Raw genomic sequence first — 20,435 nt, forward strand, 5'->3', positions numbered from 1 at the left:
CACAGGCAGAAGAAGAGAGGCATCAAAAATCGGTGTAAATGCCGAGCGCATCGCTGAGTTTTCCGCTGCGGATCAACTCAAAAAAACCACGCTCGATATCAGCAACCCGATACTTGCCTGCATAGTAGGTGCCGCTGATACTCCGACACTCCTCACGCCAGAGGTCATACACCTTTTCGTTGTGTACGGTGATAGGGATGCTGGTTGGATAAACCCTTAACGTATCCAGCGCTCTGGGCACAGAGCGGCCAGGCACTGCCAATTTACTTATCTGCAAATCGAGCACACAAAAATTCAGTGGATCGAGAAACATCAGGACTTTGGAAACAAAGGAAATGCCTGAGTAGGCGGGGTAGCCAAGCTTTTTGATGCTCCCCAGGGACAAGGTGCCCGAACTGTGGAGCGAGCAAAAGTCAGCGTATGGATGAAAGGGTTTGATCGTTTTGAGAAACCGGTTGAAGCGATCATCGCGATATCCAGCGCTAGCGTTTCCCCAATAGATAACGTTAGCCAGCCCCTCCTCGACAGCGCCCGGAATACAGGAGCTCAACTGCGCAGCGATTACTGACTCAAGCTCCTGCACGTTCAAAGCCACTCGCGGATTGGCCGTAGGAGCGAGCTTGAAATCGTAATAATCAAGCGGAAATTGATAGTTCAAGACTGCCTGTTCTAACACGCCAACCTGGATACTGCTCAGAGCCATTGGGAGGGGTTTCCTTGATTTGAAACGCTACGAATACATCCATGAGCGTGCATCTTATTCTCGCATCATGGCCAATTGACATCTACCCTCACGGTGCAGCGGATTTCAGACCAGTCCCTCCCTGAGACAGCGCCCTATCTCGCCAGAACCGATACGTCACACCATCAGGGTCCGGCGGCGCGTCGAACTCCAGGCGTAGAAATCCGCTAACCGCTCGCTGGCAGAAACCTGCCCCTGCATTGCAGCGACTTGCAGCCAATGGAGACCGCTCGCCACGTCGTACTCAGCGGACTGTTCTTCCAACAGCAACTTACCGAGCAGGAAACAAGCCATGGGGTCCAGCTCCGCCGCTGCTTGCTTGTACCAAGTGACGGCCTTGGCATGATCAGAAGCAACGCCTTCTTCGCCGTCCTCGTAAATGCTCCCCAGCGCCTGCGCCGCGCAGGTGATGCCGGCTTCGTATGCCTGCTGGTAGTAGCCGACAGCCAACGGCACATCGACTTCAAGCCCTTTGCCGAAATAGGCAAGTTCGGCAAGATTGAACAACGAATGCGCTGAGCCCAGGCACGCGGCCGATATGAACAGACGCTTTGCCAATTGAGGGTTGGCAGCCAGGCGTGTGCCATTGAGCCAAAGCCAGCCCAAGTCATTGAGCGCGTCTGCATCGCCCTGCAAGGCCTGAGTACGGAGCATGCCGTATTGCTGCGAATGACTACGCGATCATTGAGTCCGCCCTGCGCCGACACCGAGATGCCGACGCCCGCATACAACTGCTGCAACAGTCCTGGCTCGCAGACACTGACCTGCTCAAGGGAAGGCAAAAGGTGGTCTAGCAGATTGAACACATCGACAGTTTTGTTCATGCTGCGCCCTCGCTACTGATTGCATCAGGCCATTATCAACAGCGTTGCGACAGCTCAGGTCGCACTCCAGCAAGGATGCGAAATTGGATCGGCTTTATCGCCATGACTTGATTTTGCGTATGCTTCTGAGAAAGGAAAACGCGATCGACACCACGACAGTGGTAGCCAGGCTTGCAAACCAGGGTGTTGAAAAAAGCACGCGTTCCATCCAGCGTGACCTTAAGGAACTCGAGGCAAAGTACCCCCACGTACGCAGTCGTGGAGAAGGCAGCGCAAAACTTTGGTGGGCGGACAAATCGCTATCGCGTTTGAGCATGCTGCCCAGCGATGCGATGAACCTAGTGATGATCATGGACCACGCCGCGCGCTTTGGTATGGCGGCACAGGTAGACAAGCTCCAGCCCCTGCATGACTACGCCAGATCGCTGCTTAGCGGCAACCGGGTAGTTCAGGACTTCACCGGTAAAGTGATGAGCAGTACGCGCTTCGTCATCTTGTTGCCCGGCACCATTTCACCGGAGGTACTCGAAGTAATTCAGAACGCGCTATTAGCGGGGGCTTGCGTCGATGTGCTGTATTTGAAGCGAGGCGCGACCGAGCCGCGGTCGATGCACCTGAAACCCTTAGGCCTGTCCTACCAAGACTCCAATATCTACCTGTCCTGTGTGTTCAAGGGAATGGAGCCAGGCAGCATCGCCGCCTTGCCGATGCACCGATTCGTAGCAGCCAAAGAGACCTTTGAAAATATCCCGGCTCCGGAGAATTACGACATTAAATCGGTAGCGGCGCAGCGCAGCGCAGTCTGACTGGCCTCAAATCCGACACGCCGGTGCAGCTGCAACTACGTGTTAGCCATACGCTCTGTCAGCGGCTGCAGGAAAACCCGCTCAGCCTCGACCAACAGCTGTCCCCCTGTGAAGATGGCTGGTGGCAGGTAACGGCAAGCCTGCATCTGAGCCAGGCCCTGGATTTATGGTTGCTTAGCCAGGGCGAACACTTGGAAGTATTGGCGCCAAAGGCGCTAAGAGAACAGATTGCCGACACGGCGAAACGCATGGCGGCGCTTTACGCCGTCACCTAGGCAGCGCGACACAGTTTGTCGTAGGAATGCCGAAGCCTGGCGATCAAGTCAAACAAACCACACGACACGGAGCAAAGACGTTATGTCAAACCATACATTTGAAAAAGATTACTCAGACGACTCGTTCTGGACGAAGGTTAAAACCTACGCAAAATCCGCCGGTGAAACGGCGCTCGAACCCGCGTTGAAGATGTACTACGCCGCGATTGATGCAGACACGCCGGTCTGGGCGAAAACCACCATTTACGGGGCACTCGGCTACTTCATATCGCCTGTTGACGTTATTCCGGACATCACTCCGATGGTGGGCTACACCGACGACATCGGCGTGCTCTGCGCGGCATTGGCAGCGACGGCAAGTCATATCAAGGAAGAACACGTCGCCAAGGCCAAAGAAACACTAAAGCAATGGTTCTCCTGAAGCCGGGTAGCTCAGCCCTCCCCGGCATCCTGCCGCGGGGAAGGCGTGAGCGAATCGCCTACTCACGCTAGGCACAAAAAAGTATTTCATTGCGCCATCGAATGTCGTAAGGCCAACAGATTCTCTCTCCTGTCACTTCACAGGAGAGTCATCCATGAAAACCTATACCGCCTCGCTGCAACGCGTAGTCGCCAACGCCGGCCCGCGCGCCAACTTCAGAATGACCGTGCAGGCCGTGAGTTCGGAAATGGCGCGGATTACGGCCGAAGCGCAATACCCTGGCTACAAATGCATCAACGCTCCGGTACCGGCGCGTTGAAGATGAGCCACAAAACCATCGCAGTGGTCGCCGCCACGCTGATCGAAGCGCATGAGTTAGCCGAATGTCTTCAGCAGCACGCCGGTTCCGCCGGCAATGCGGCCAGCGGCATAGTAGGCATTTCGTTTACCGCACTGGCCTGGAACCAGGAGTGGCCAGATCAGCCTTTCGCTGAGCTGCATTGGCTGTGCACCAATGAGCAGATGCCCAAGCCAGCGCAAGACATCACCGCGCGCGCAGCGATTGTGCATATTCACTATCTGGCCGGTGCACAGCCGCCGCGCCACTCAGGCAGCCGCACTTACTTATGGAGCAGTACAGATGAACTGGCACGGTTCTGGGCCAGCTTTCACCGGGCACAGATATGGCACAACGTCCTCGGGCTCGACTGGAGTAGCTATGAATCGACAACGCTTTCCGGGGCCATATGCCAAATCGCGACGGGCTGGGGCGCCACCCGCGTCGCCGCCGTGAATGCATTGCTCATCGATGCACCACCCGAGGTGTACCTGGCAACTAGTGATGCCGTGCTGTTAATCGAGGCTAATCTTGACTTTTTACTCGGCGACTCGGCCTCGCTGAAAAACCTTGTCGAGGACGCTCTAGGCATCACTACGGCGGATGTGTTTCTGTTCACCGAAGGCTATCAGGGATACGGCCTGAAGCTTCTGGTCCTGGAGGAGGTTTGAGTGCGACATAAACTGACTGTGCCATGGTCGATGTCGCACGCAACGCTGTGAAGAAGGCCATTTTCAGTGCAGTCGCCACGTCGACTCATGTTGCCAAGCAGTTGTTGGCTTTCAGGAAACTCTGCCAGTCACAGCTGCTGAACCGGCCACCCTGGTCTGAGTCAGTCATCACGTCCTGCTTTGGCTTAGGCCGGCAAACCGCCATCAGCAAGGCATCGATAACCAGGTTGCTGGTCATTTGCGGCTTCATCGACAAACCAAGTACTTGCCCGCGAAAACAGACCAAGCACGACCGCCCGAAATCGCACGGGGCTCTTGTCAATGTTCATCGGTACGTCGCCGCCCAGATACTTACAAGGGCGACCTAGCCATTCTTCCGCCAGTTTTTGAGCGCCGAACACTTTGATAGCGTGCTCCATCACCTTTGCGTATTGGAAGGCAACGGTGCTCTGCTGGGAATCGGGATGTGCAGGCTGCTTACTGCTGTCTGACCTCCAGCTGTCCTGCTGGGCTTACCCACGATTCGATTCATGATTTTTCTCGAAAGTATGTCTTCGACGTTTCACTCCAAAGACGTTGACTATCATCCCGCAGAGCATGGCCCAGCTGAGCTGGCGTGAGCAATACCGAGAAGGATTCCGTTGAGCTGCGACTGTCTTGCGCGTAGGGTCTCGGCGGAACTCGCTGATCGCCAGCTGCAAAATATGACGCAAGTGTAGCGCTATTTGCACATCGTACGTCGGTCCCGCAAGAGCACCTTCACATGAGGTATCGCTCTGCTTGCGGCCAACGCCGCTCGTTAATTCTTTCCGATGCGTCCCTGAACAGCGAATAATTTGCGTTCGTTAGTCCCTTTTGAGACCAATCGTTTTTGGTATCCTATCGATCTGCGCCGCGGGACTTTGTTGGCATCGGCTCGCCGTTGCCTCCCCCTGCGGACACTTCATTCAGCCGCTGCCTGAGGTCACCATGCGGAATCATGTAGTGATTGAGGACTGGGACGGCGACGGTGCTATTCGCCTACCCGACGACGTTCTGCAGGAGATGGGCGTCGACGTTGGGGACACGCTCTATCTGCTTGAAGAGTACGTAGGCACTACCCGTTGCCTGGTGCTCAGTAAATCTCCGCGCATCCCTGATAGCGTAGATGAGCTGGTTGGCCACTGGGAGTCGTTTGGCAAAGTCTCTGCCGACGTAAACGCCAAGGACGAGTGAGCTAACCGCAACGCCTCTCGCCCGCAAATCTTGTTGCTTGCGACTCTGTTGCCTCCTGCAAGAGCAAAGTCCTACACGCATAGATAGGTGCCGGTAACTTTTGACCAGCCCATGCTTGGTTGCGCATATGTAAACGCCCAGGACAAGAAACAGGTTGGTACGAACTCAGGCTCAGGCGCAGCAAGGCTGAAGTCATGCATACCACACGCCGCTGGAGCCAAAGCAGCGCCAGGTGCTAGCGATCCGTTAAGCTCCACGCCCACCGGTGAGCGTACTTGGCCTATCCCGCTGCGTGTCGCGAGCAAAGCTTTGGCTCAATGAGAAGACGGTAGGACGTATCAGGGTCTGGCTAGTGGTCAAAATCGATATCTCGGATTTCGTTTTTTGTGCCAAGGGTAACCGCCCCCAGATGTCACTATTAGCCCTAAACTGCAAGGCACGCTAAAAGACTAAACCCTTGCAGTACGGCACTTTGAGGCATTTTTGAACGCTTACCGCCAGTCAAGATTCCTGTACCGTATTGGCCTCCGAAGGAGGGGTCGTGGGTTCGAATCCCGCCGAGTGCGCCATCTCCCGTTCACCGTCGCGTGAACCTCAGCAAAGCCCGCCATCGCGCGGGCTTTGTTGTTTATGGCTGTCGCTCAAGCCGTTCCGAGACGCTCAAAACGTTCTGTAAAAGGCGATCGCCAGATCACCGGCGTGAATTATCTGACCATTATCCCTGGCGCTAACGCGATTCTGCTCTAAGCTCTGACCTCTAGACCCGCTCCAACAGGCCGGCCGGATGCCGATACCCTGGTGATCACCCTGCAAGGACGCCTCATGAGATACCTCCTGACCAGCTCGGTCACCCTCTTTCTCGCCGCTCCGCTCCTGACCGAAGACACCGCCCTGGCCCAGGCCGGCCATGCCCTGCGTCCGGGGATAGAGGCAGCGGCGCACGCCCTCAACCTGTCGCTGCTGCAGAGCAGCGCGGTTGGCAGAGGGCCGGTGGCCGACGGCGCGCGGCTGCAGCTGGCGGCGCTGGAACGGCAGGCGCGGCTGGACGACTAGGGCTTCAAGGCGTTTGCCAAGGCCCGGCGCAGAGCCATTCTTGAACGAAGCGCCCGTCCCGGGCTCTCAAGGTCTCCACCATGGCCACCCGAGGAGACCTGGATGAAATCCCTGATTCCCCTGTTGCTGCTGCCCCTCGCCCTGGGCGCCTGTACCAAGGAGCAACGACCGCGCGACGATCTCGGCCTGCCCAGCTGCAATCTGCAGCAGCAGCGTGAATTGCCGGGCGAGCTGGGCGGCGCCATAACCGATCCGCGGCAGGCGCATGTATCCATGCGCGCCAATGTGCTGCTGGCGGATGTGAGCACGGCGCGCAAGGCGCAGCGGATCAGTCAGGAACAGGCGACCGCCTTCAGCGAGCGCATTGCCGCGGTGCGCAGCCAGACCGATGCCCTGGTCGGGCAGCAAGGCTTTCTCAGCGCGGCCGAACGCGCCAGCTTCGACCGGGAATTCGACGGGATCGCCATGCAGATCTGCCAGCCGCGCTAGCGGGTGATGGGTAGCGACTGCCAGGCCGGGTCGAACGGCGCGGCCATGAACGGCTAGGATAGTAGAGCCGATCAGGCGGTGGAGCAGCCTGCCGCCCTTCTCTCTTGGCCCCCGGGGACGACCCCGGCGATTGGTGGGCAGCGTTCCGGGACGGCCCGGTTTTACAGGAGGCCGTCGTTGGCTTGGTTCTATCTGGTGTGCGCGGGACTGCTCGAGGTGGTCTGGGCGTTCTATATGAAGCAGTCCGCGGGCTTCACCCGTCTCACGCCCACGCTGATCACCGGGGTCGCCATGGTGGCCAGCGTGGCGCTGCTGTCGATCTCAATGCGCAGCCTGCCGCTGGGCACCGCCTATACGATCTGGACCGGTATTGGCGCGGTCGGCGCCTTCATGGTGGGCATTCTGGTGCTGGGCGAGGCGGCGAGTCCGCTGCGCATCCTGGCCGCCGCGCTGATCGTCAGCGGACTGGTGCTGATGAAGCTGACCTCGTCCTAAGCGCCCTCCCCTAGCGCGGGATCACCGAGCGCGCCAGCCAGATGAACAGCAGCCCGCCAAGCAATCCACCCACGGCCATCGCCAGCAGCCCCTCCAGGGTGCGCGTCGCATAGATGAGCACGGGCATGGGCGCGAAGGCGTCGATCAGGCGGATGGCGGCGACCAGGCTGAGGCTGCTGGCCAGCGGCAGCAGGCAGGCGCGATAGGCACCGCTGTGACGCCCCAGCCAGAGGGCCGCGGCAAAGGCTGGTAACCAAGCGGCGAGCACGATCGCGGCATAGACGGGTCCGAAGCCCAGCAGATCCTCCAGCGAGGTCCGCCAGCGCGTGGCCAGGTCGATCGGCTGGCCGAGCCCCTGGAGGGCGGCCAGGTTGTACTGGGTCTGCACCAGGCTGCCCCAGGCGGTGGCCAGCAGCAGGGCCCCGGCGAACGCCAGCAGGGTGCGCGCTTGCAACAGGGCGCGCCAGAGCGGTTGAGGCATGGTCGGAAGATCCCTTGGAGAGAGGCAGATGCTAGCGAAAGCGGGTACCCGGAGTAGACCTAAAGCGTTACCTAAAGCTTCCGGCCGCTGGGCCTGGCTGGCCTGGCTGGCCCTGCTGGCGGTTCCGCTGGCGCTGGCGACGCCGGCCTATCGGATCGAGACGGTGGCGACCGGACTGGACCGGCCCTGGTCGCTGGCCTTCCTGCCCGATGGCCGGGCGCTCCTGACCGAGGGCGCCGGGCGCTTGCGGCTGCTGGTCCCGGACGGCGCAGGTCGCCTCGGGCTGCAGGCGCAAGCCATCACCGGACTGCCGGACCTCTACTCCGAAGGCCAGGCCGGTCTGTTCGAGGTGCTGCCGGATCCGGACTTCGCGCGCAACCAGCTGATCTATCTCTCCTATGCGACAGGCACGCGCCAGGCCAATCACTTGAGGGTGGTACGCGCGCGGTTGGAGGGCGAACGCCTGCAGGACGTCCAGCCGTTGTTCACCAGTCAGCCGGCCAAGGCCTTCGGCCAGCACTTCGGGGCGCGGATGGCCTTGCTCGGCGACGGCACCCTGGCCATCGCCCTGGGTGATGGCAACGTGGAACGTACCGACGCCCAGCGACTGGATACCCATCTGGGCAAGATCGTGCGCATCACCCGCGACGGCCAGGTGCCGGCGGACAATCCCTTCATCAAGCGACCCGGCGCCCTGCCGGAGATCTACAGCCTGGGCCATCGCAATCCCCAGGGCCTGGTCTGGGTGGCCGAGCGCCAGGCGCTGTACGAGCACGAGCACGGCTCCAAGGGCGGCGACGAACTCAATCTGATCCGCAGCGGTGCCAACTATGGCTGGCCGCTGACCACCGGCGGCGTGGACTACACCGGCGCGCGCATCTCGCCCTTCCGTGAATTGCCGGGCATCACTCCACCACTGCTGGAGTGGACCCCCTCCATCGCCCCGGCCGGCATGACCTGGTACGACGGCCAGGGCTTTCCCGCCTGGCGCGGCAGTCTGTTCGTGGCGGCGCTGCGGGAAAAATCGGTGCGGCGAATACCGCTGGTGAACGGCCAGCTCGGTCAGCAGGAGCTCCTGTTCCAGGAGCTGGACCAGCGTCTGCGCGACGTGCGCAGTGGACCGGACGGCAATCTCTGGCTGCTCACCGATGGCGAAGACGGGCAGCTGTTGCGGGTGGTGCCTGGGTAGGAGCAGCTAGTTGGTTGCGTCTATAGCGGTCCGTTGAGACGGTCGCCTTATCGCGGCCATGGGCCGCTCCTACGGGACGCATCAGCAGTCTTTAGGAGGATATTTCGACAGCCAAGCGAGGCGGCTCGTCGAAACGACGAATATTCCGTCGTTTCGTCAAATAAAGCACAACGATTCGACGCTCTGACGCTCACATCTGACAGCGCCACTTTTTAAGCTGGAGCCTCAACCACGGAGGATCCGCCATGAAAGTAACCCTGCTCGGCGCCGGCCATATCGGCTACACCATTTCGCAATTGCTGCACGCCAGTGGCGACTATCAGGTGACGGTGGCGGATCGCGACGAGCGCGCCCTGGCGGCCATCGCGGCCTTGGGCGTGCAGACCCGGACCCTGGATACCGCCGACGCCAGCGCCCTGGCCGCGGCCCTGGACGACCAGGACGTGGTGCTCAATGCCCTGCCCTATCACCTGGCGATTCCCGTGGCCCAGGCGGCCAAGGCCACCAACACCCACTACTTCGACCTGACCGAAGACGTCAAGGCGACCAAGACCATCCGCCAGCTGGCCGAAGGCGCGAGCAATGCCTTCATGCCCCAGTGCGGTCTGGCACCCGGCTTCATCGGCATCGCCGCCCATTCCCTGGCCAAGCGCTTCGACAGCGTGCGCGAAGTGAAGATGCGCGTCGGCGCCCTGCCGGAATTTCCCACCAATGCCCTGAAGTACAACCTGACCTGGAGCGTCGACGGCCTGGTCAACGAGTACTGCCACCCCTGCGAAGCCGTACGCAACGGCGAGCTGCAACTGGTGCAGCCGCTGGAAGGCCTGGAGCACTTCTCACTGGACGGCGTGGAATACGAGGCCTTCAACACCTCGGGCGGTCTGGGCACCCTCTGCGAGACCCTACAGGGCCAGGTGGAAACCCTGGACTACAAGACCGTGCGCTATCCCGGTCACCGCGACCTGATGAAATTCCTGCTGGAAGACCTGCGCCTGGCCGGCGACCAGGAGCAACTCAAGAACATCCTGCGCGGCGCCGTGCCCACCACCATGCAGGACGTGGTGCTGGTGTTTGTCACCGTCAGCGGGATGCGTGGCGGCAAGCTGGTGCAGGAGGTCTTCAGCCGCAAGATCTTCGCCGCCGAGCGCGACGGTCGCCTGACCAGCGCCATCCAGATCACCACCGCCGCCGGCATCTGCACCGCCCTGGACCTGTTCCGCGAAGGCAAGCTGCCGCAGCGCGGCTTCATCGCCCAGGAGCAGGTAGACATGGACGCCTTCCTGGCCAACCGTTTCGGCAAGGCCTACCAGCCAGTCTGATCGGGGAAGCTTAGCGGCGCACGCGGGGTCCATAACGGAACAGTTGCCGTTAGAGGACCCTTCGTCATGCTCAGCGTCGCCATCGTGGGTTGCGAACAGATCCACGCCCAGGACTACCTGGACACCAGCCTGGCCGATCCGCGGGTGCGGGTGGTGGCGGTGGCCAGCGAACGGGATCCCGCCCGCGCCCGGCGCCTTGCTGCCCCTCAGGGTTTGCCGGTAGTGGACGATTTCACCCGGCTGCCCGTGGTGGACCTGGCCTTCGTCACCACCGCCATCGAGGATCACGAGGCGGCGGTGACCGCCCTGCTCCCGCGCGCCCGTCATCTTTTCGTGGAAAAGCCGCTGGCCGTCTCGGCCGCCCGGGCCACCGCCCTGGCCAGGCAACTCGCCGGGCATTCCTGCTTCAGTGGCTTCTATCTGCGTACCGATCCTGACCTGCAGCGCTTGCGCCAGCTGGCGCAGGGCGGGGCCATCGGCACGCTCAGCCACCTGTCGCTCACCGCCGGCCACCCCGGGCTGCTGGAGGGCTGGCTCAGCGACTGGCCGGCGCACCTGGACGAGGGCCGCATGGGCTATGGCGCCTTTGGCGACTTGGCCGTGCACCTGCTGGATTTCAGCGCCTGGATTAGCGGTGAGACCCTGACCGTCACGCACAGTCGGCTGGACCGCGATCCGCGCTGGCCACTGGATCATGGCGGCGAGGCCCTGCTCCAGGCCGGTGCTCTGCCGATTCATCTGCGCGCCAGCGCCACCCTGCGCGGTCCGCGGCTGGCCATTCGCCTGAACGGCAGCGCAGGCAGCCTGGAGCTCTCCGCGGGGCGCCTGGAGCTGCACGACGCCGAAGGCCATCGGCGGGTGCTGGCCGAGGGGGTGGAGCCCGGCGTGCCCCAGGGCGCCCGGGCGGTGTTCGACCAGCTGCTCGGCCAGCCGCGACCGGAACTGGCCAGTCTGGCGGACGCCCTGGTGGCCAATCGGCTGCTCGACGGTCTCTATGGACGCGGTTGAAGACGGACTCAGACGCTCCGGGGCTACCTAAAGGTCGGACAGTCGGTGCCGATAGCGAGGGTATCCAGCGCAACTTGGCTGAAACCCACCTCGTAAAAAGGAAGGCTCCATGGTCTGGTTCAACAATCTGGCGCTGGCGAAGAAACTCGCCGTGGCCTTTGGTCTCTGTACGCTCATTACCTTGAGTATCGGCGCGGTCGGCATGAGTGGGCTCAAAAGCCTCAACGCGCTGCTCGATTCGGTTTTGAACAACAACATGCGCTCGATCACCCAGCTCAATGATGCCAAGAGCAATGTGATCGGCCACAACCGTGACATCTTCCGCTTGATGTCCATGGCTTATGCCAATGCGCCCCAGGCTGAACAGGACCGCATCGTAGCCTCCCTGCGTGCCAACCAGGCCGACGCGGAAAAGCCCTTCGCCGACTATCGTGCCACGCCCCTGGAGGCGGACGAAAAGGCCGCAGGCGATGCCTATGAAGGCGACTGGAAAACCTATCTCGCCGGTATTGATGCCGTGCTGGCACGACTGGCCGCCAAGGACCTGGCCGGCGCCAACCAGTTGCTCAACGAGCAGGTGCAACCCAGCTATCGTAAGACCATGGCCTCGTTCAAGATCATGGTGGAGTCCAACAAGCGGCAGGGTCGGGAGTCCGGTGCTGCAGCCATCGTCGCCTACGACCGCGCTTTCTGGACCTTGGGCACTGGTGTCCTGCTGGCGGTGCTCTGCGCAGTCGCGCTGGGTATCGTCATCACCCGCCTGATCGTGGCACCGATTCGCGAGGCCGTCTCCAGCGCCGAGCGCGTCGCCCAGGGCGACCTGACGCAGTCGATCCAGAGCTCGCGCCGTGACGAGGCCGGGCAACTGTTGCAAGCGCTGGGTGGCATGCAGCGCAGCCTGAAAGATACCGTGCAACAGATGGCCGGTGCCTCCAACCAGCTCGCCGCGGCCGCCGAGGAACTGCACGCCGTGACCGAGGAGACCTCCCGGGGTCAGGTCCGCCAGCACGATGAAGTGCAGCAGGCCGCCACCGCGGTCAACCAGATGACCGCGGCCGTGGAAGAGGTGGCGCGCAATGCCGCCTCCACCTCCACCGCCTCCCAGGACACCAGCCGCGAGGCCCAGCAGGGTCGCGAACAGGTGCAGCAGGCGGCCCAGGCCATGGCGGTGATGACCGGCGAGATCACCGATTCCACCCAGAAGGTGCAGACCCTGGAAGGCCAGGTGCGCGAGATCGGCAAGCTGCTGGAGGTGATCCGCGGGATCGCTGAGCAGACCAACCTGCTGGCGCTCAATGCCGCCATCGAGGCCGCCCGGGCCGGCGAACAGGGCCGCGGCTTCGCCGTGGTGGCGGACGAGGTCCGCGCCCTGGCTCATCGCACCCAGGGTTCCACCGGCGAGATCGAACGCATGATGAGCGCCGTGCGCAGCAGCGCCGAAGAAGCGGTCAGCGCCATGCACAAGAGCCAGTCCCTGGCCGACAGCACCCAGGCGCGCGCCAACCAGGCCGGTGAAGCCCTGGACCGCATCGCCGCCGGGGTCGCCCAGATCGAGGAGCGCAACCTGGTGATCGCCAGCGCCGCCGAGGAGCAGGCCCAGGTCGCCCGCGAGGTGGACCGCAATCTGGTCAATATCCAGGACCTTTCCACCCAGACCGCCACGGGTGCCCAGCAGACGGCTGCCTCCAGCCAGGAGCTGTCGCGACTGGCCACCTCGTTCCAGGGCCTGGTGGCGCAATTCCGCTATTGATCGGCCATCCGGAAAACTTCCGACCAGCGGTCAGCCTGTCCCTCGCCCCTGCGCGGGACAGGCTTTCGGCGCAGCCCTGGAACGGCTGGCCCGGCGCCTGGATGTTCGCAATTGAACATTGCGCGCCGACGCGGTTCTGAGCTGAAACACCTGAATGGATGCTCCCATGCGTTTTACCTACGATGCCAGCCGCAGCTATCGCCTGATCGGCCTGGACGACGGTCGTCTGGCGGGTCAGTTGCTGCGCGGGCAGCTGTACATCATGGTCGCCGGGGATGGCAGGCAGCCAGAGTCCTATGCCCAGCTGGAAGACGACCAGCTGCGCACCGCCGAAGGCCGGCTGATCGGCTGTCGCGAGGCGGATATCCTCACCCTGCAACGCACCGGTGTCGCCTTGCGGCTGGAGCCACTCGACGCCTGAGCGCGACGGCTAGCGCGGTCCCCTTTGCTCCGGGCCACCGCCGGGTCCGCCGTGGCCGCCATGACTACCCCCACCAGGCGGTGGCATGAACAGCCAGCAACCGGACAGGGACAACAGGGCCGCCAGCACGGCCACCTTGACGCCTTTCATCACCACCTTTACCTCCACTCCAGAAGGGCCCTTCCCTTCTCGTTGTCATTGGACGCCAGGGCGGGCCGGAAAAGGCGTAGTCGTGGGTAAAAACGGGGTAAGAAAGCTGTCCAGCTCGATACAACCCCTGTGAATCGGCGGGAACCTCTCCTGCGCCTTGCGGCTCCATTTCCTTGAACGTCATCGAAAAGATGCCAAACGGGCGCCTTTTGGCCCCCTTCAGGAGATGTCATGTCCAGCGACAACCAGTACAGCATGCAAAACCCCCTCACCCAGTATCCCCAGCCGGAATTTCCCAAGCAGCCCCAGGAGGCTCCGGGTCTGGCCCAGGTCATGGAGCCGCGCCCCGATCATGGCGAGACCAGCTACCAGGGCTTCGGTCGACTGGCCGGGCGCAAGGCGCTGATCACCGGCGCGGATTCGGGGATCGGTCGGGCCACGGCCATCGCCTATGCCCGAGAGGGTGCCGATCTGGTGCTGAACTACCTGCCCGAGGAAGAGGCCGACGCCCAGGAAGTGGTCAAGCTGGTGGAAGCCGAGGGTCGCAAGGCCGTCTGCGTACCCGGTGACCTGAAGGACGAAGCCTTCTGCACCCAGTTGGTCAGCAAGGCCAAAGAGGCCCTGGGCGGCCTCGACATCCTGGTCAACGTCGCGGGCAAGCAGACCGCCGTGCAGGACATCGCCGAGCTGACCACCGAGCAGTTCGACGCCACCTACAAGACCAACGTCTACGCCCTGTTCTGGCTGTGCAAGGCCGCCCTGCCGCACCTGCCGGCCGGCGCTGCCATCATCAACACCACCTCGATCCAGGCCACCCAGCCTTCCGAATTCCTGCTGGACTACGCCTCGACCAAGGCGGCCATCACCAATTTCACCAAGGCCCTGGCCAAGCAGGTCGCCAGCAAGGGTATCCGCGTCAACGCCGTAGCCCCCGGTCCCTTCTGGACCCCGCTGCAGCCCAGCGGCGGCCAGCCCCAGGAAAAGATCCCCACCTTTGGTGGCGAGACGGTGTTCAAGCGTCCTGGGCAGCCGGCGGAACTGGCACCCATCTATGTGCTGCTGGCCTCCCAGGAGTCGAGCTATGTGACCGGTGAGGTCTATGGCGCCACCGGAGGCATGGGCTGACGGCCGTGGCGGCCTTCGACCCCGCCCGCCAGGACGGCTATGCGCCCCTGGCGGGCTATGCCGCCCTCTCAGACGGCCGTTCGGTCGCCCTGGTGGCGCCGGACGGCTCGCTGGATTGGTGGTGCGTACCCAACATGGATTCCGCCCCGCTGTTCGACCGCCTGCTGGACGCCCCGGCTGGCGGTTTCTTTTCGATCGCTCCGGTGGCCGACTACCGCGTCGAGCGGGCCTACCGGGAAGACAGCAATGTGCTGGAAACCTGTTTCCACACCGCCGATGGCAGCGTGCGCCTGACCGAATCGCTCAACAGCGGCTCGGCCGGTCGCCTGCCCTGGTGCGAACTGGGGCGCCGGGTGGAAGGCCTGTCCGGACGGGTCGAACTGCGCATCGAACTGGTGCCCGGCACCCAGGGCCAGACCGTCTCGCCCTGGATGCGCAGCACGCCCAATGGCGAGGTCATGCACGTCGACGGGGTCATGGCCACCCTGAGGTATTGCGAGCGGCTGGAGATCCTCCAGTGCGACGACCGCCGACTGGTGGCACGCCTGGTGCTGGAAGCCGGGCAACGCAGCGTCCTGGCGCTGACCGCGACCGAGAACGAACCGCTGGTGGTGCCCTCGCTGGACGAGGTGGACCAACGCATCGACCGCAGCGACCAGGCCTGGCGCGAGTGGGCTCAGGGCTTCGCCTATCGCGGCGAATTCCTCAGCGAGGTGAAGCGCTCGGCGCTGGCCCTCAAGCTCTTGCTCTACTCCCCCACCGGTGCCATCGTCGCCGCGGCCACCACCTCGTTGCCGGAACGCATCGGCGGCGACAAGAACTACGAATACCGCTACGCCTGGGTGCGCGATGCGGTCTTTACCATCAAGGCCTTCCTGCGTCTGGGTGCCCTCGGCGAGGCCCAGGCGGCGCTGGCCTGGATTCAGAATGTCATCCGCCGCCACGGCAATCGCCTACACACCTGCTTTACCCTGGAAGGCGAACTGGCGCCGGAAGAGCGCACCATCTCCGTGCCGGGCTATCGCGGCTCTCAGCCGGTCCGCGTCGGCAACCGGGCCAGCACCCAGTGCCAGCTGAGTCTCTATGGCGACTTGCTGGAGACCTTTCGCCTCTATGCCAGCAAGGGCCATGTGCTGGATTTCGCCACGGCCAGTCTGCTCACCGACCTGGCCAATCTCTGCGCCGATGGCTGGCGCCAGCCGGATGCCGGCATGTGGGAGCTGCCCGAAGAGCGCCACTACACCCTGTCCAAGCTGGGCTGCTGGTTCGCCCTGGATCGCGCCGTGACCCTGGCCCGCGAAGGGCACATCCCCGATGCCATGTGTGGCCGCTGGGCGCGCGAGCGCGATCGCATCCGCGACTGGGTCAACGAACACTGCTGGAGCGAGCGCAAGCAGGCCTATACCTTCTATGCCGGCACCGAGCGCCTGGACGCCGGGCTGCTGCTGGGCATCCGCTTCGGCTTCGACGGGGGTGAGCGGTCGGTGAGCACCCTGGCCGCCATCCGCCGCGAGTTGGCCCGCGGTCCGCTGGTCTATCGCTACAGCGGCGCCGAACGGGAGGAAGGGGCCTTTCTCGCCTGTTCCTACTGGATGGTCGAGGCGCATGCCGTGCTGGGCGAGGTGGATCAGGCGCGCGAACTGATGCGCGAGGTGCTGGCCGCCAGTCTCAATGGCGTCGGCCTGATGACCGAGATGCGCGATCCCACTGACGGCACAGCCCTGGGTAACTTTCCCCAGGGTCTGAGCCACCTGGCCATGGTGCATGCCGCACTGATCCTGGAAGAGCCGGAGCCCGAGGCGTGAGCGATCTGGATTTCAGCCGTCCGGTGGACGAGGTCGCCCGCCAATTGATCGGCGCCACGCTCAGGGTCGCGGGCGTCGGCGGCCTCATCGTCGAGACCGAGGCCTACGATGGTGAGGACCCGGCCTCCCACAGCTTTTCCGGCCCGACTCCGCGCAACCGCGCCATGTTCGGGCCGCCCGGCCATGCCTATGTCTATCGCTCCTATGGCATCCACTGGTGCTTCAACCTGGTGTGCCGCGAAGCCGGGCATGGCGCCGGCGTGCTGATCCGCGCGCTGGAGCCCCTGTGGGGGCTGGAGGTGATGCGCGAACGCCGGGGCGGGCTGGCCGATCGCCTGCTCTGCGCCGGCCCCGGTCGGCTGTGCCAGGCCCTCGCCATCGACGGCGGTCACGATGGCCTGCCGCTGGCCGAGCCGCCCTTCCTGCTGGAGCCGGCGGCTGCCGAGGTGGCGGTGCTCGCGGGCCCGCGCATCGGCATCAGCCGCGCGCGCGAGGTGCCCTGGCGCTTCGGTCTGGCCGGTTCGCGCTATCTGAGTCGTGGCTTTGCTGGCTGAGCACTGCCGCGCGATGCTGGCGCCGACCGCGGCGCAGGTCGACGATCAGGGTCAGGAGCCCGAAGGCCAGAATTGCCAGGACGATGCCCAGGCCGAGTAGCTGCTTTTCCATGTTGTCCTCTGGTGCTATCGATGAAGCGTGCTAGGCCGCGCGCGCGGCGGATTCGGCCCGACGCCGCAACGAACGGCGCAGGATCCAGGTCAGGGCGAGACTCAAGGCGGCCATGGCTGCCAACAGCAGCGAATAGGACAGCCACCAGGGGTGACCGGCGGTCATCATGCTGAATTCGGACATGCCGCCGATGCCGGCAATGAGGTTGAGTGGCAGGAACACCACGTTGATCAGCGTGAGGTTGCGCAGGGTCAGGTTCATGCTGTTGTTGGCCAGATTGCCGCGGGCATCCATGAGGCGGGCGAACACCGTGGCGTAAATGTCGGCCTGGCGGCGGCACTGGTCGTTCTCGATGATGAGGTCTTCCAGGCGCGCTCGCAGCGCCTCGCCCAGTTCGCGCCTTTCGGCGATCTGCCGCAGTCGGTCGAGCACCGCGCCGTTGCCCTGCAGGGCGTTGATGTAATGGATGAGGCTCTCGCTGAGGTTGAACATCTGCAGCAGGTGCTCGTTGCCCAGGGAGCTGTCGAAGCGCTGCTGCAATTCGCGGCCGACCAGCCTGATGACCTTGAGATGCCCTTGGTAGTGATGGACGCTGCGAAACAGCAGCTCCACCAGCACATCCAGCGGATCGTGCAGCGGCTGCAACGGCCCCTCGCCCGCCAGCAGTGATTGCCCGGCGGAGATGACCACCAGCCGCTCGGGATGCCAGAGCAAGCCGAAGGAAGACACCTCGAAGGCGAAGCGCGCTCCGCCGGCATAGCGCTCCGGACGCTTCCAGATCAGGAAGAGTTCGTCGCCCTGCACTTCCAGGCGCGAGACCTCGTCCGGGTCGAGCGCCGAGGCCAGGCGGTGGCTGTCCAGGTTAAAGGCCTGCTGCAGCCAGGTGCGTTCCCGGGCATCCGGATCGCTGCACAGCAGCACCGGCGCCGAGCGGTCGTCGGCCGGCACCAGGCCACCCTCCCGCAGGGTGAAGGCTTCGATCATGGCGTGCTCCTACCAGCCCTGGCGCCGCTGCTCCAGGCGCCGGACGAAATCCTCCAGCACCCGTCGATAAAGGCCCTCGCCCAGCAGGCCGTCTTCGATGCCGGCGTCAAGATTGGGGTTGTCGTTGACCTCGATGACCACCAGCCGATCACCGTCCTGTTTGAGATCCACCCCATAGAGGCCATCGCCGATCAGGGCGGCGGCCTGCACCGCCAGCCCCACCACCGCCGGCGGTACCGCGGCGATGGCCACCGCCTCGCAGCGCCCCCCGGTACTGCCGGATTCCGCCTTGTGGTTGTAGATCTGCCAGTGACCGGCGGACATGAAGTAGCGACAGGCATAGAGCGGCTCGCCGGCGAGTACGCCGATGCGCCAGTCGAATTCGGTGTAGAGGTATTCCTGGGCCAGCAGCAGCACCGAGCGCTCGAACAGCTCCGCCGCGGCCTGGCGCAATTCGGCGGCGTCGGCCACCTTGAGCACGCCGCGAGAAAAGCAGCCGTCGGGAATCTTCAGCACCAGCGGATAGCCCAGGCGTCGCCCCACCTCTTCCAGCTCATGAGGCCGCTCGCGATAGAGAATCTCGGTACGCGGCATGCCCAGGCCGTGCTGGGCCAGCAGGTCGCTGAGAAACACCTTGTTGGTGCAGCGCAGGATGGAGGCGGGATCGTCGAGTACCACCAGCCCCTCGCTCTCGGCCTTGCGGGCGAAGCGGTAGGTATGGTCGTCGACCCGGGTGGTGGCGCGGATGAACAGGGCGTCGTATTCCGCCAGCCGGCCATAGTCCTTGCGCTCGATCAGCTCCACGGCCACCCCCAGGTCACGCCCGGCGGCGACGAAGCCGGCCAGGGCCGCGGCATTGGAGGGCGGCAAGGACTCCTCCGGGTCATGCAGGATGGCCAGGTCGTAGCGCGCCTGGCGCCGCGAAGCGGGTTGCCGCCAGATGCGCCGGTTGAAGGCATCCAGGGCATCGGCGAAGGCGTATTGCTGGGCGTCCTGCAGCCGGTGCAGGGCGCCGCTCTTGATCCCGGCGATGTGCCAGTGGCGACTGTGGCGCAACTCCACCTGCAGGATCGGGCAGGGAAAGGCGTCGAACAGCTGCCTGGCCAGCGCCTGCAGCGGCGCGAAGTCGGTGCGGCCGAAGTAGAGATTGAGGGTGAAACCCTCGGTGGCGCCCAGCGGATGCTCGGCCAGGGCCTGGTCCACCAGGGCGTCGAGGTCTTCCAGCAGCAGCCCGTAGAGCGCCTTGCGATTGAGTTCGCTCAGAGTCCGCACCGAGGGGATGACGCGATGACCGCGCGCCTCCGCCAGCAGCGAGCAATAGTAGCCGTGGCCCAGGTAGCGGTAGTTGCGACAGAGGTTGAGCACCTGGATGCGGCCACCGCCCGCGGTGAGGCGGCGGTCCTCCAGGTACTCCTGGGCGGTGACGATGCTTTCGCTGGGCAGGTAGTCCGACCAGTCTTCCTTACGCTCGACGATGATCAGCAGGGTGCTACTGACTGGCAGGTGCAGTACGGGTTCGGGACGGGGAACGGGGGTGGCGACGGGCAGGCGGGCTTGAATCGCGACCATGATGCGGACCGGGCTCTGGCGAAAGGGATGTCCAGCAATACGCCTTCCGCCGGCGGCTGTCCCACGCTGTTACGCAGGCTTTATGCCCTGGCGGCGGAGTTGACCGAGACTTTGCGCCGGGCACACCGTTCGGCGGTTGGCTAAGCTTGGCGGACGTCCTGCCCTGGAGTCCTCATGAAGCCCCGTCAGCTGCTGCCGATCGCCCTGCTGTGTCCCCTCCTCGCCCAGGCCAGCCTGCGCTGTGGCCAGAGTCTCGTCGAGGAAGGCGACAGCGTCGAACAGGTCCTCGCCGCCTGTGGCGCTCCTGCCGAGCGCAAGATCAATCCACCGGCGCTGCGCAACAACGGCGTGCCCAAGTTCAATGCGGCCGAAACCCAGTTCTGGACCTATGCCCCGGAGAACGGCGCCTCGCGTCACCTCAAGTTCATCGACGGCAAGCTGGTGGAGATCAGGGTGGAGCGTTAGTGGGCGGGAGCTTCCCTCACCCCAACCCTCTCCCAGAGGGAGAGGGGGAAAAGCAGCGGCTCCGGCGTAGGGGCGGAGCGGCTCAGCCGTAGGTTGGGTTGAGCGCAGCGACGCCCAACAGGTGCCAGGCGAGCCTTTCTGTCGCGCAGGCAAAAAAGAACCGCCCGAGGGCGGT

General features: G+C 63.7%; 23 protein-coding genes and 2 pseudogenes. 18 read left to right on the forward strand and 7 right to left on the reverse strand.

Annotation, left to right across the window (positions count from 1 at the left end; translation table 11 throughout):
- Nucleotides 1–22 precede the first annotated feature (22 nt).
- Together CFE50_RS18435 and CFE50_RS18440 are read right to left on the reverse strand one after the other, a co-directional pair.
- Nucleotides 23–703 carry a hypothetical protein gene (locus CFE50_RS18435; RefSeq protein WP_286736621.1) on the reverse strand — a complete coding sequence of 227 codons (681 nt, stop codon included), beginning with the start codon at nucleotides 701–703 and terminating at the stop codon, nucleotides 23–25.
- A gap of 156 nt (nucleotides 704–859) precedes the next feature.
- Complete coding sequence (locus CFE50_RS18440; RefSeq protein WP_286736623.1) at nucleotides 860–1,396, reverse strand: tetratricopeptide repeat protein; 537 nt, start codon at nucleotides 1,394–1,396, stop codon at nucleotides 860–862.
- 253 nt (nucleotides 1,397–1,649) lie between these two features.
- Between CFE50_RS18440 and CFE50_RS18445 the strand changes: the two genes are divergently transcribed.
- The 5 genes from CFE50_RS18445 (at nucleotide 1,650) to CFE50_RS18465 (ending at nucleotide 4,076) form a co-directional block, all read left to right on the forward strand.
- Nucleotides 1,650–2,372 (forward strand): WYL domain-containing protein, encoded by a 723-nt coding sequence (locus CFE50_RS18445; protein WP_286736625.1) that lies wholly within the window; start codon nucleotides 1,650–1,652, stop codon nucleotides 2,370–2,372.
- Between the two features lie 23 nt (nucleotides 2,373–2,395).
- The gene (locus CFE50_RS18450; protein WP_286736627.1) at nucleotides 2,396–2,647 is read left to right on the forward strand and encodes a WYL domain-containing protein; all 252 of its coding nucleotides are present in this window, start codon (nucleotides 2,396–2,398) and stop codon (nucleotides 2,645–2,647) included.
- A gap of 82 nt (nucleotides 2,648–2,729) precedes the next feature.
- Nucleotides 2,730–3,068, forward strand: a complete 339-nt coding sequence (locus CFE50_RS18455) for a YkvA family protein (protein WP_145156043.1) — start codon at nucleotides 2,730–2,732, stop codon at nucleotides 3,066–3,068.
- 154 nt (nucleotides 3,069–3,222) lie between these two features.
- Nucleotides 3,223–3,387, forward strand: a complete 165-nt coding sequence (locus tag CFE50_RS18460) for a hypothetical protein (RefSeq protein ID WP_186375347.1) — start codon at nucleotides 3,223–3,225, stop codon at nucleotides 3,385–3,387.
- Between the two features lie 2 nt (nucleotides 3,388–3,389).
- Entirely contained in the window at nucleotides 3,390–4,076 is a 687-nt protein-coding gene (locus tag CFE50_RS18465; protein ID WP_145156041.1) for a hypothetical protein, read from the forward strand.
- A gap of 44 nt (nucleotides 4,077–4,120) precedes the next feature.
- Here the strand turns inward: CFE50_RS18465 and CFE50_RS18470 are convergent.
- Both CFE50_RS18470 and CFE50_RS18475 read right to left on the reverse strand, forming a co-directional pair.
- A pseudogene (locus CFE50_RS18470) lies at nucleotides 4,121–4,378 on the reverse strand (DDE-type integrase/transposase/recombinase); the annotation flags it as partial.
- Nucleotides 4,367–4,675: pseudogene (locus CFE50_RS18475) on the reverse strand (hypothetical protein); the annotation flags it as partial. The pseudogenes CFE50_RS18475 and CFE50_RS18470, both read right to left, overlap by 12 nt.
- A gap of 370 nt (nucleotides 4,676–5,045) precedes the next feature.
- Here CFE50_RS18475 and CFE50_RS18480 point away from each other — a divergent pair.
- The 4 genes from CFE50_RS18480 to sugE all read left to right on the forward strand — a co-directional run bounded on the left by CFE50_RS18480 (nucleotide 5,046) and on the right by sugE (nucleotide 7,328).
- On the forward strand, nucleotides 5,046–5,291 hold the full coding sequence (locus CFE50_RS18480; protein ID WP_145156039.1) for an AbrB/MazE/SpoVT family DNA-binding domain-containing protein: 246 nt from the start codon (nucleotides 5,046–5,048) through the stop codon (nucleotides 5,289–5,291).
- Nucleotides 5,292–6,113: 822 nt separating this feature from the next.
- Complete coding sequence (locus tag CFE50_RS18485; RefSeq protein WP_039975808.1) at nucleotides 6,114–6,344, forward strand: hypothetical protein; 231 nt, start codon at nucleotides 6,114–6,116, stop codon at nucleotides 6,342–6,344.
- A 102-nt stretch (nucleotides 6,345–6,446) separates the two neighbouring features.
- Entirely contained in the window at nucleotides 6,447–6,833 is a 387-nt protein-coding gene (locus CFE50_RS18490; RefSeq protein WP_007160754.1) for a hypothetical protein, read from the forward strand.
- 177 nt (nucleotides 6,834–7,010) lie between these two features.
- Complete coding sequence (sugE, locus tag CFE50_RS18495) at nucleotides 7,011–7,328, forward strand: quaternary ammonium compound efflux SMR transporter SugE (RefSeq protein WP_007160753.1); 318 nt, start codon at nucleotides 7,011–7,013, stop codon at nucleotides 7,326–7,328.
- A gap of 10 nt (nucleotides 7,329–7,338) precedes the next feature.
- On the opposite strand, the gene CFE50_RS18500 is transcribed toward sugE, so the two are convergent.
- Nucleotides 7,339–7,809, reverse strand: coding sequence for a hypothetical protein (locus CFE50_RS18500; protein WP_286736637.1), 471 nt, complete (start codon nucleotides 7,807–7,809; stop codon nucleotides 7,339–7,341).
- 28 nt (nucleotides 7,810–7,837) lie between these two features.
- On the opposite strand from CFE50_RS18500, the gene CFE50_RS18505 reads away from it, so the two are divergent.
- From CFE50_RS18505 to CFE50_RS18540, 8 genes are all read left to right on the forward strand, one after another.
- Nucleotides 7,838–8,998: a PQQ-dependent sugar dehydrogenase gene (locus tag CFE50_RS18505; RefSeq protein WP_286736639.1), complete on the forward strand. Its 1,161-nt coding sequence runs from the start codon at nucleotides 7,838–7,840 to the stop codon at nucleotides 8,996–8,998.
- A 245-nt stretch (nucleotides 8,999–9,243) separates the two neighbouring features.
- Complete coding sequence (locus tag CFE50_RS18510; protein ID WP_286736640.1) at nucleotides 9,244–10,317, forward strand: saccharopine dehydrogenase family protein; 1,074 nt, start codon at nucleotides 9,244–9,246, stop codon at nucleotides 10,315–10,317.
- A 66-nt stretch (nucleotides 10,318–10,383) separates the two neighbouring features.
- Nucleotides 10,384–11,325, forward strand: a complete 942-nt coding sequence (locus CFE50_RS18515; protein ID WP_286736642.1) for a Gfo/Idh/MocA family protein — start codon at nucleotides 10,384–10,386, stop codon at nucleotides 11,323–11,325.
- Nucleotides 11,326–11,434: 109 nt separating this feature from the next.
- The gene (locus CFE50_RS18520; RefSeq protein WP_286736644.1) at nucleotides 11,435–13,075 is read left to right on the forward strand and encodes a methyl-accepting chemotaxis protein; all 1,641 of its coding nucleotides are present in this window, start codon (nucleotides 11,435–11,437) and stop codon (nucleotides 13,073–13,075) included.
- Nucleotides 13,076–13,241: 166 nt separating this feature from the next.
- The gene (locus CFE50_RS18525; protein ID WP_241808037.1) at nucleotides 13,242–13,496 is read left to right on the forward strand and encodes a hypothetical protein; all 255 of its coding nucleotides are present in this window, start codon (nucleotides 13,242–13,244) and stop codon (nucleotides 13,494–13,496) included.
- 381 nt (nucleotides 13,497–13,877) lie between these two features.
- Entirely contained in the window at nucleotides 13,878–14,771 is an 894-nt protein-coding gene (locus CFE50_RS18530) for an SDR family oxidoreductase (RefSeq protein ID WP_278438903.1), read from the forward strand.
- 5 nt (nucleotides 14,772–14,776) lie between these two features.
- Nucleotides 14,777–16,576 carry a glycoside hydrolase family 15 protein gene (locus CFE50_RS18535; RefSeq protein ID WP_286736648.1) on the forward strand — a complete coding sequence of 600 codons (1,800 nt, stop codon included), beginning with the start codon at nucleotides 14,777–14,779 and terminating at the stop codon, nucleotides 16,574–16,576.
- On the forward strand, nucleotides 16,573–17,130 hold the full coding sequence (locus tag CFE50_RS18540) for a DNA-3-methyladenine glycosylase (RefSeq protein ID WP_241808035.1): 558 nt from the start codon (nucleotides 16,573–16,575) through the stop codon (nucleotides 17,128–17,130). Before CFE50_RS18535 ends, CFE50_RS18540 begins: the two co-directional genes overlap by 4 nt.
- 142 nt (nucleotides 17,131–17,272) lie before the next feature.
- Here CFE50_RS18540 and CFE50_RS18545 read toward each other — a convergent pair whose 3' ends face one another.
- Together CFE50_RS18545 and CFE50_RS18550 are read right to left on the reverse strand one after the other, a co-directional pair.
- Nucleotides 17,273–18,226, reverse strand: coding sequence for a magnesium transporter CorA family protein (locus tag CFE50_RS18545; RefSeq protein ID WP_241808034.1), 954 nt, complete (start codon nucleotides 18,224–18,226; stop codon nucleotides 17,273–17,275).
- Nucleotides 18,227–18,235: 9 nt separating this feature from the next.
- On the reverse strand, nucleotides 18,236–19,795 hold the full coding sequence (locus CFE50_RS18550) for a RimK family ATP-grasp domain-containing protein (protein WP_286736651.1): 1,560 nt from the start codon (nucleotides 19,793–19,795) through the stop codon (nucleotides 18,236–18,238).
- Nucleotides 19,796–19,969: 174 nt separating this feature from the next.
- On the opposite strand from CFE50_RS18550, the gene CFE50_RS18555 reads away from it, so the two are divergent.
- Nucleotides 19,970–20,260: a DUF2845 domain-containing protein gene (locus CFE50_RS18555; protein ID WP_241808032.1), complete on the forward strand. Its 291-nt coding sequence runs from the start codon at nucleotides 19,970–19,972 to the stop codon at nucleotides 20,258–20,260.
- Nucleotides 20,261–20,435: the final 175 nt, after the last annotated feature.

It is taken from the genome of Pseudomonas sp. PGPPP4, from assembly GCF_002256045.1.
In the GTDB taxonomy this organism is placed as follows: Bacteria; Pseudomonadota; Gammaproteobacteria; order Pseudomonadales; family Pseudomonadaceae; genus Chryseomonas; species Chryseomonas oryzihabitans.

Bases quoted from the DNA above. Each gene is read 5' to 3' on its own strand.
- CFE50_RS18550 (WP_286736651.1), bottom strand. From the start codon at position 19,795: ATGGTCGCGATTCAAGCCCGCCTGCCCGTCGCCACCCCCGTTCCCCGT.
- CFE50_RS18460 (WP_186375347.1), top strand. From the start codon at position 3,223: ATGAAAACCTATACCGCCTCGCTGCAACGCGTAGTCGCCAACGCCGGC.
- CFE50_RS18465 (WP_145156041.1), top strand. From the start codon at position 3,390: ATGAGCCACAAAACCATCGCAGTGGTCGCCGCCACGCTGATCGAAGCG.
- CFE50_RS18485 (WP_039975808.1), top strand. From the start codon at position 6,114: ATGAGATACCTCCTGACCAGCTCGGTCACCCTCTTTCTCGCCGCTCCG.
- CFE50_RS18505 (WP_286736639.1), top strand. From the start codon at position 7,838: ATGCTAGCGAAAGCGGGTACCCGGAGTAGACCTAAAGCGTTACCTAAA.
- CFE50_RS18510 (WP_286736640.1), top strand. From the start codon at position 9,244: ATGAAAGTAACCCTGCTCGGCGCCGGCCATATCGGCTACACCATTTCG.
- CFE50_RS18455 (WP_145156043.1), top strand. From the start codon at position 2,730: ATGTCAAACCATACATTTGAAAAAGATTACTCAGACGACTCGTTCTGG.
- CFE50_RS18440 (WP_286736623.1), bottom strand. From the start codon at position 1,396: ATGCTCCGTACTCAGGCCTTGCAGGGCGATGCAGACGCGCTCAATGAC.
- CFE50_RS18500 (WP_286736637.1), bottom strand. From the start codon at position 7,809: ATGCCTCAACCGCTCTGGCGCGCCCTGTTGCAAGCGCGCACCCTGCTG.
- CFE50_RS18490 (WP_007160754.1), top strand. From the start codon at position 6,447: ATGAAATCCCTGATTCCCCTGTTGCTGCTGCCCCTCGCCCTGGGCGCC.
- CFE50_RS18530 (WP_278438903.1), top strand. From the start codon at position 13,878: ATGTCCAGCGACAACCAGTACAGCATGCAAAACCCCCTCACCCAGTAT.
- CFE50_RS18520 (WP_286736644.1), top strand. From the start codon at position 11,435: ATGGTCTGGTTCAACAATCTGGCGCTGGCGAAGAAACTCGCCGTGGCC.
- CFE50_RS18480 (WP_145156039.1), top strand. From the start codon at position 5,046: ATGCGGAATCATGTAGTGATTGAGGACTGGGACGGCGACGGTGCTATT.
- CFE50_RS18435 (WP_286736621.1), bottom strand. From the start codon at position 703: ATGGCTCTGAGCAGTATCCAGGTTGGCGTGTTAGAACAGGCAGTCTTG.
- CFE50_RS18525 (WP_241808037.1), top strand. From the start codon at position 13,242: ATGCGTTTTACCTACGATGCCAGCCGCAGCTATCGCCTGATCGGCCTG.
- CFE50_RS18545 (WP_241808034.1), bottom strand. From the start codon at position 18,226: ATGATCGAAGCCTTCACCCTGCGGGAGGGTGGCCTGGTGCCGGCCGAC.
- CFE50_RS18555 (WP_241808032.1), top strand. From the start codon at position 19,970: ATGAAGCCCCGTCAGCTGCTGCCGATCGCCCTGCTGTGTCCCCTCCTC.
- CFE50_RS18515 (WP_286736642.1), top strand. From the start codon at position 10,384: ATGCTCAGCGTCGCCATCGTGGGTTGCGAACAGATCCACGCCCAGGAC.